The organism is Moorena sp. SIO3H5, from assembly GCF_010692395.1.
Lineage (GTDB): Bacteria > Cyanobacteriota > Cyanobacteriia > Cyanobacteriales > Coleofasciculaceae > Moorena.
Map to the genome: position 1 here is coordinate 1 of NZ_JAAHHS010000403.1, position 6673 is coordinate 6673.

5 protein-coding genes are annotated in these 6673 nt (G+C 40.7%); 2 read left to right on the forward strand and 3 right to left on the reverse strand.

What is annotated here, in order from left to right:
* The coding region (locus tag F6K52_RS29505) for an AAA-like domain-containing protein (RefSeq protein WP_293087134.1) at positions 1-268 on the forward strand (268 nt) is incomplete at its 5' end.
* Positions 269-513: 245 nt separating this feature from the next.
* Complete coding sequence (locus F6K52_RS29510; RefSeq protein ID WP_293087138.1) at positions 514-3516, forward strand: AAA-like domain-containing protein; 3003 nt, start codon at positions 514-516, stop codon at positions 3514-3516.
* A 232-nt stretch (positions 3517-3748) separates the two neighbouring features.
* Here F6K52_RS29510 and F6K52_RS29515 read toward each other — a convergent pair whose 3' ends face one another.
* From F6K52_RS29515 to F6K52_RS29525, 3 genes are all read right to left on the reverse strand, one after another.
* Positions 3749-4078, reverse strand: coding sequence for a hypothetical protein (locus F6K52_RS29515; protein WP_293087143.1), 330 nt, complete (start codon positions 4076-4078; stop codon positions 3749-3751).
* 350 nt (positions 4079-4428) lie between these two features.
* On the reverse strand, positions 4429-4620 hold the full coding sequence (locus F6K52_RS29520) for a hypothetical protein (protein WP_293087146.1): 192 nt from the start codon (positions 4618-4620) through the stop codon (positions 4429-4431).
* A gap of 250 nt (positions 4621-4870) precedes the next feature.
* Positions 4871-6673 (reverse strand): penicillin-binding transpeptidase domain-containing protein (locus F6K52_RS29525; protein WP_293087150.1); only part of this gene is annotated, 1803 nt, incomplete at its 5' end.

Here is a 6673-nt window from a genome sequence, read left to right on the forward strand (position 1 = left end):
GTTAGAGCTAGCACCCACAGAAGCCGGACCATTCAGTGACCATCTGCGACGCCACCTAGGAAATCTCAAACAGTCTCGAGAATTGGAAACTGCCTTGGAGAAGGTAGTTCAAGCAAACGGCTGGGTAAGTATCCCATCGGAGCAAGCCTTTAAGTTATACAGCATGGGGTTAGTAAAGTTGCAAGGAAATAGCGTCATGCCTCGTTGTGATTTATATCACAAGTATTTTTGCGATCGCCTTTGCCAGCGGATTGAACCTGAATCCTGAGTGGGTCAGTTCAGAATCCATACATAGTTGAAGCATTCTGTATTGATATAACCTTAACCCTTAAACCTACCCGACAACAGACACCTAGGGCGAAAAACCTTAAACCTTAAACCTTAACCCTTAAACCTTAAACCTTAAACCTTAAACCTTAAACCTTAACCCTTAAACCTACCCGACAACGGACGCCAAAGGCGAACAATCTTGGCCAAAAGGCCACCCTACGCGAACAACAGTTAACAAATAAAATGACCTACGAATATATATACTCAGGGACTTTACCAGCCGATGCTCTTACCTATGTGAAGCGACAAGCAGATAATGATTTATATGAAGGATTAAAGGCTGGACAATTTTGTTATGTATTGAATTCAAGACAGACTGGAAAATCTAGCTTACGAGTGCAAGTAATGCGCAGGCTTGAAGCAGATGGGGTTGCCTGTGCAGTAATTGATTTATCCATGGATGGTACTCAGCATGTTACTCTTGATCAATGGTATGCCAATATTGTTCGCTCTCTGGCTAGAGACTTCGAGCTAGATATTAATTTACGCACTTGGTGGCGCGAGCGAGCAATGATATTTGCGGTGCGGCGATTAAGAGAATTTCTTGAAGAGGTTTTGCTCCAGCAAGTTACTCAAAATATTGTAATTTTTATTGATGAAATTGATAGCGTTCTTAGCCTCGATTTCCCAACTGATGATTTTTTCGCCTTTATTCGCGCCTGCTATAACCAACGTGTGGATAAGTCAGACTACCAACGCCTTACGTTTGCGCTACTTGGAGTAGCAACACCATCAGATTTAATTCAAGATAAAAAACGCACACCCTTTAATATTGGTCAGGCGATTCAGCTATATGGCTTTCAGTTGGACGAAGCCCAGGGATTAGCGCAAGGATTACAAGGAAAAATTAGTAATCCCCAGGATGTCCTGAAACAGGTCTTGTACTGGAGTGGAGGTCAACCTTTCTTGACCCAAAAGCTTTGTAAAATCCTGTTGGATTCTGTATCTACTATCCCCACAGGTGGTGAGTCAGAGTGGGTTGATAAATTAGTGCGATCGCAAGTGATTGATGATTGGAAATCCCATGATAATCCGGAGCATCTTAAAACTATTCGCGATCGTCTTCTTAAAACTGAGCAACGGGCTGGGCGATTACTGGGTTTGTATCAGGAAATTCTGCAACGGGGAGAAATAGCCTCTGATGACAGTTCTGAACAAATAGAATTGCGGCTATCGGGATTAGTGGTTGAAAATCAAGGAAAATTAATAATTTATAACCGTATTTATCAAGCTGTTTTTAACCAAATTTGGGTAGATAAAGAATTAGCAAATTTGCGACCATATAGTAATAAAATTGCTGCTTGGTTAGACTCCGATTGTCAGGATAAATCCTGTCTTCTGCGAGGACAAAAGTTACAGGATGCATTAAGATGGGCGCTTGGGAAAAGCTTAAGTCATCAAGATTATCAGTTTTTGACCACTAGCCAAGAATGGGAAAAGCGAGAATTAAAAAAGGCGTTAGACGAAATTCAACGGTATTCAGAAGCCAGACGACAAGGGAAACTGAATCCAGCCTTAGCGGCTACCACTAAGGAAACTATCTATGAGTCTCTTCAACACCTGACCCCAGAAAGTTTTAAACATATTGTTTCCAACCTTGAATTAGACTTAGGAGTTTTTAATCAAACCTTATCCATGATGGATACTCTGCTAGACCGAGAAGGGTTTGATTCCATTTTCAATGAAATGTTACGGTCTATCACCTTCAAAACTGGCGAGATACTACAGGCAGACCGCACGACTATTTTTTTATTAGATGAAGCCAAAAATGAACTCTGGTCAATTGTGGCTAAGGGTGAAGAAGGAGACTCAGAAGAGATTCGGGTGCCTGCGGATAAAGGGATTGCTGGTTATGTTGCTCAAACTAAGAAAACTGTCAATATTCCTTACGATTTATATGACGATAACCGTTCTAATACTGCGAAGGAATGGGATAACAAAACTGGATACCGTACTTATACCATGCTGGCTTTACCCTTACTAAATGAACAAGGAGATTTAGTGGCTGTTGTCCAATTACTAAATAAGTTAAAACAACCACTAGTTTTAGACGCGCCCTTAGCTGATAAAATTGATGCCAAAGGCTTTACACCAGAGGATGAAAAACTTTTTGCACAATTCGCCCGCTCGATTCAAATGATTCTTAAATCCTCTCGGTTATTTTATAAAGCAGCTCAGAAACAACGAATAGCTTCAGCATTGATAAATGCGACACAATCTCTGGGTAAAAGTAGCTTGGATCTAGAAGAAACTTTGAATAAAGTGATGAATCAGGCTCAAGAGCTAATGTCTGCTGATCGCAGTACAGTCTGGATGTTAGATGAGGAACAGGATGAATTATGGACAAAAATTACGGTTGCTGATGGCACATTAAAAGAAATTCGGATTCCCAAAGGAGCTGGCTTTGCTGGTCAAGTTGTTACCACTAAACAGCCATTGATAATTCCGTTTGATCTCTATGACCATCCCAATTCAGAAACTGCCAAAAAAACTGATAATCAAACCGGTTATCGCACCTGTAGTTTGTTAGGGATGCCTGTGTTTAATGCCGATAATCAATTAATTGCTGTTACCCAATTAGTCAATAAAAAGAAGCAGGGAAATTTTCCCCCATACAATCCCGCCGATTGGCCTAACCCTCCTGATTGCTGGAAGGCAAGTTTTGATCGCAGGGATCAAGACTTGATGGAAGCATTTAATATTCAAGCGGGTGTAGCGCTCCAAAATGCCAAGCTATTTAGTAAAGTCAAGCAACAACAGCTAGAGCAGCGAGATTTAGTCTTTAATGTATCTAGTGGTGTAATTTTTACCAATAAAACCGGTCAGATTATCCTTGCCAATGATCATGCTAAGGATTTCATTGGTTTGAAAGATATTGAGCAAAAGTCTTTACCGGAGTTGCTCCACATTAAAAATGGGAATTTCTCCCAATGGTTTGATGTAGCATTAGCGGCCAAGAGTGAACAAGAACGTCGGCAAGATTATTCAGCTCAAACCTTAGTATCTCATAATACTCAAGCAGAACATAGTGTGAATCTATGTATTATTTCTTGTCCTGATGCTTCTGATGTTAATCAGATTTCTACTATCCTAGTAATTATTAATGATAGTGGGGATGAAAAACAAAAACAGGATCAGCAAAAGCTAGTGCGTAGTGTGTCGAGAGTCGGCAATCCTTATGGTTGAAATTATTTTTTAATTAGATTAGAGATGATGTGGCTTCAATTAAGTGATGATTTTTGACTATAACCCAGTGATTTAAGTTAAGTAAGGGTCATGTCATATGAGACAACTGTAGATGCAAAACCGCTGAATCAAAAATGTCCGTATTTCTTGATTAAACTCTTGATTAAACTGTAGATGCAAAATTCCTGAAACGATAAATTATCACCAATTTATAATCAAGACTCTCAGAGGCTTAAGCCTTTTTATTCTGTTTTTTTATAAAGTCATTGACCCCTTTTAATGAATAATGTTCAACGACTTTGTTTCCGTCGTTATCAATAATTTTATACCGATATAGATCTGAGGGTCCAATACAACCATCATTTTCCACAATTAACTCCTTATAACCAAGTTCTTTTAATTGGTCAGAACATTTGTTATGTTTTTTAACATCAATGCTCTTATGATCAACAGAACACTCAAAGTTTGGTTTTACTCCAACCTCATATTTATCAGCTATCAGATCAACTTTTTCCTTTACATCTTTTAGCGTTGATTTAATCTCGTTTAACTTTTCTAGCACCTACTCATTCCTCCGGAATTTAATTTCATTCAATGTAAATACATTTTTAGTAATTGGCTGTGATCTAAATCAACTTCTGGCCTGTTCTTTATCACCGACATTACATTTTAAAAAAAACTTGTTATTCTGAAGGTAAGCTATAGAATTTTTCTTTGAAGAGTGAATATAATCTCTTAAAAAAAGGCAATAGGCATGCTAGCAATAGTTAATCAACTAGGGATGCATCGCTACTGCCTACTCCCTACTCCCATAATGAAAGTATCTCACCTAATTTAAAACGGCTAGAATGACTTGTCACTAACTTGAAACACCATCAAATGTTGGCTGGATAAATCATTTTTGGTTTATTGTCAAATTAAATTTACAGCTTCCATTTCTTTTTTTACTTGCTTTTGAGTCATTTTATGCAAGCCCTTAATAGGAATAAGTGGGTTTTCCTTTCGATATTCTACTAGCACAACTCTTCCCTGTGGTTTGAGAGCTTTAACAATTGATTCCATCATTTCTCTGGGATATTCAAGCTCATGGTAAACATCTACCATTAAGGCTAAATTAATGCTATTTTAAGTAAGTTTAGGGTCAGTTAAACTTCCTAAAATTGTATCGACGTTATTAACATTGTTATCTTCTGTTAAAAAGTCAATAACGTCGATCATTTCTGGCTGAATGTCTACATCGCAGCTGCCAAGATATATTTCCTGAAGTTTGCCATAAAAAATCGAACCACTGAAAGTCCCCGATATAAGCGATGGATGCAGGTAGATTGTAAATTAACTATTGACAATTAACCAATCACTTAGGACTAGCAATAGAAAATCCCCGGCGAGTTGGTGGATTTTCTGCTAACTGCACCTTGAACGTGACGCGATCGCTAATGTCACCGCTTTTTACCTCCAATGTCCAATCCCCAGAACCCAGAGGCCAAAAAAACGAATCGGATGAGTCGCTAGTTAGCTTTTCACCATTCAACCACCACTCCAGCGACTCAGACTTTACCCCAGCCACCTTGAACTCTAGCCGTTGAACAGCACTGTTGCTATCTTGATCCGATTCAGTAGGGTACAGCACATATAAATCCCCCTCCCGAGGAGACAAAATTTTCAGTTTTCCTGGCGCTAGATTTCCTTGGGGTTGTCTTGCTAACCACTCGTTGTACTCATCAGGTAAATTAACGATGTACTGGGGCGATTGCTGATTAGCTCCAACACTGGTCATCTGATAAAACGTATCGGATTGACGTTCGTAATCCTGGAGGTCGTCTGGATAGAAGTATTCCTGGACAACAGTTGGACAAGCAGGAGTGGGACGCAAACCGGAAAGGGCACACACTGGACGTTGGACTAAACCGGGAGGAGCTTGAAACGGAGCAGGTTCTTGAGATTGATGCAGGTGTAACATAATCCGATGCCAGAGGGGAGCAGCACCAATCACTCCAGACACTTGTTCCATGGGCTCACCATTAAAATTGCCTACCCAAGTGGCAACGGTATAGTTTTTGGTGAATCCCACAGTCCAAGTATCTCGGAAATTAGAAGAGGTGCCAGTTTTAACGGCAGCGGGAAAAGGTAAATTAAGTACTGAATCGACACCAAACCCCTGAGCACGAGCTTGAGGGTCACTCAGTATATCTGTTATTAATGCCCAGGTTGAAAGGGTTGAAAGTTCAAGGTTGGAATGTTTAAGGTTATTTGGTTGTTCGCCTTTGGCCTTCGAGTAGGGTAGGTTGAATCGTGGTCTTTGCTTACTTGCTTGATGATCTGACAATTCTTTACTTTCCTGTCTTCCCTGTCTTTCCTGTCTTCCCTGTCTTCCTTGTTTTCGATCAACCGACAAGTCATTCCTATTTGGCGAGGGGCTAGATAGGGTAGTGACAACGGATGTGGATTCTCCAAGTCGTGCTAGGGTCAGGTAAGCGCGAGCTAGTTCCCAAAGACTAACTTCACCACTACCTAGGGTTAATCCTAATCCATAATGTTCTGGAGACTGGGTTAGGTGTTCAAAGCCTAGTTGATGTAAGTGCAACAGAAAGTTTGATACTCCAACTTTTTCCAATACCCTAACTGCTGGGATATTAAGGGAATTGGCTAGAGCAACACGAATGCGAACTGGTCCGAGAAAGGTTTCGCTGTAATCGGTGGGACTGTAGAGTCTAGCTCCGGGAATCGGGTAATAGGTGGGGATGTCGGCTAAGACGGTGTTGGGACGAATAATGCGTTGCTCTAGGGCTAACTTATATAAAAAAGGCTTGAGGGTGGAACCTGGTTGACGTAGGGCTTGGACTCCGTCATTGCGTCCTAATTCAGCTTCGGAAAAGTAATCGGGAGAGCCGACATAGGCGTATACTTCTCCGGATTTATTTTCAATGACAATAGCAGCAGCGTGATGGACATTTTTATGGGCAAGGTCGCGAACTACTTGCTGCACTTGGGCTTCAACAAATTCCTGTAGGGGACGGTCGATAGTAGTACGAATTTGGGAGGGATGCTCTGATGGTAATTGGTTGGCAACCAAGAATAAAAAGTGTGGCGCGGCAATTATTCCTTGCTGTCGAGGTAGTAGGGAAAGATCGGTCATTCGACCGGAACCGGATCGGCG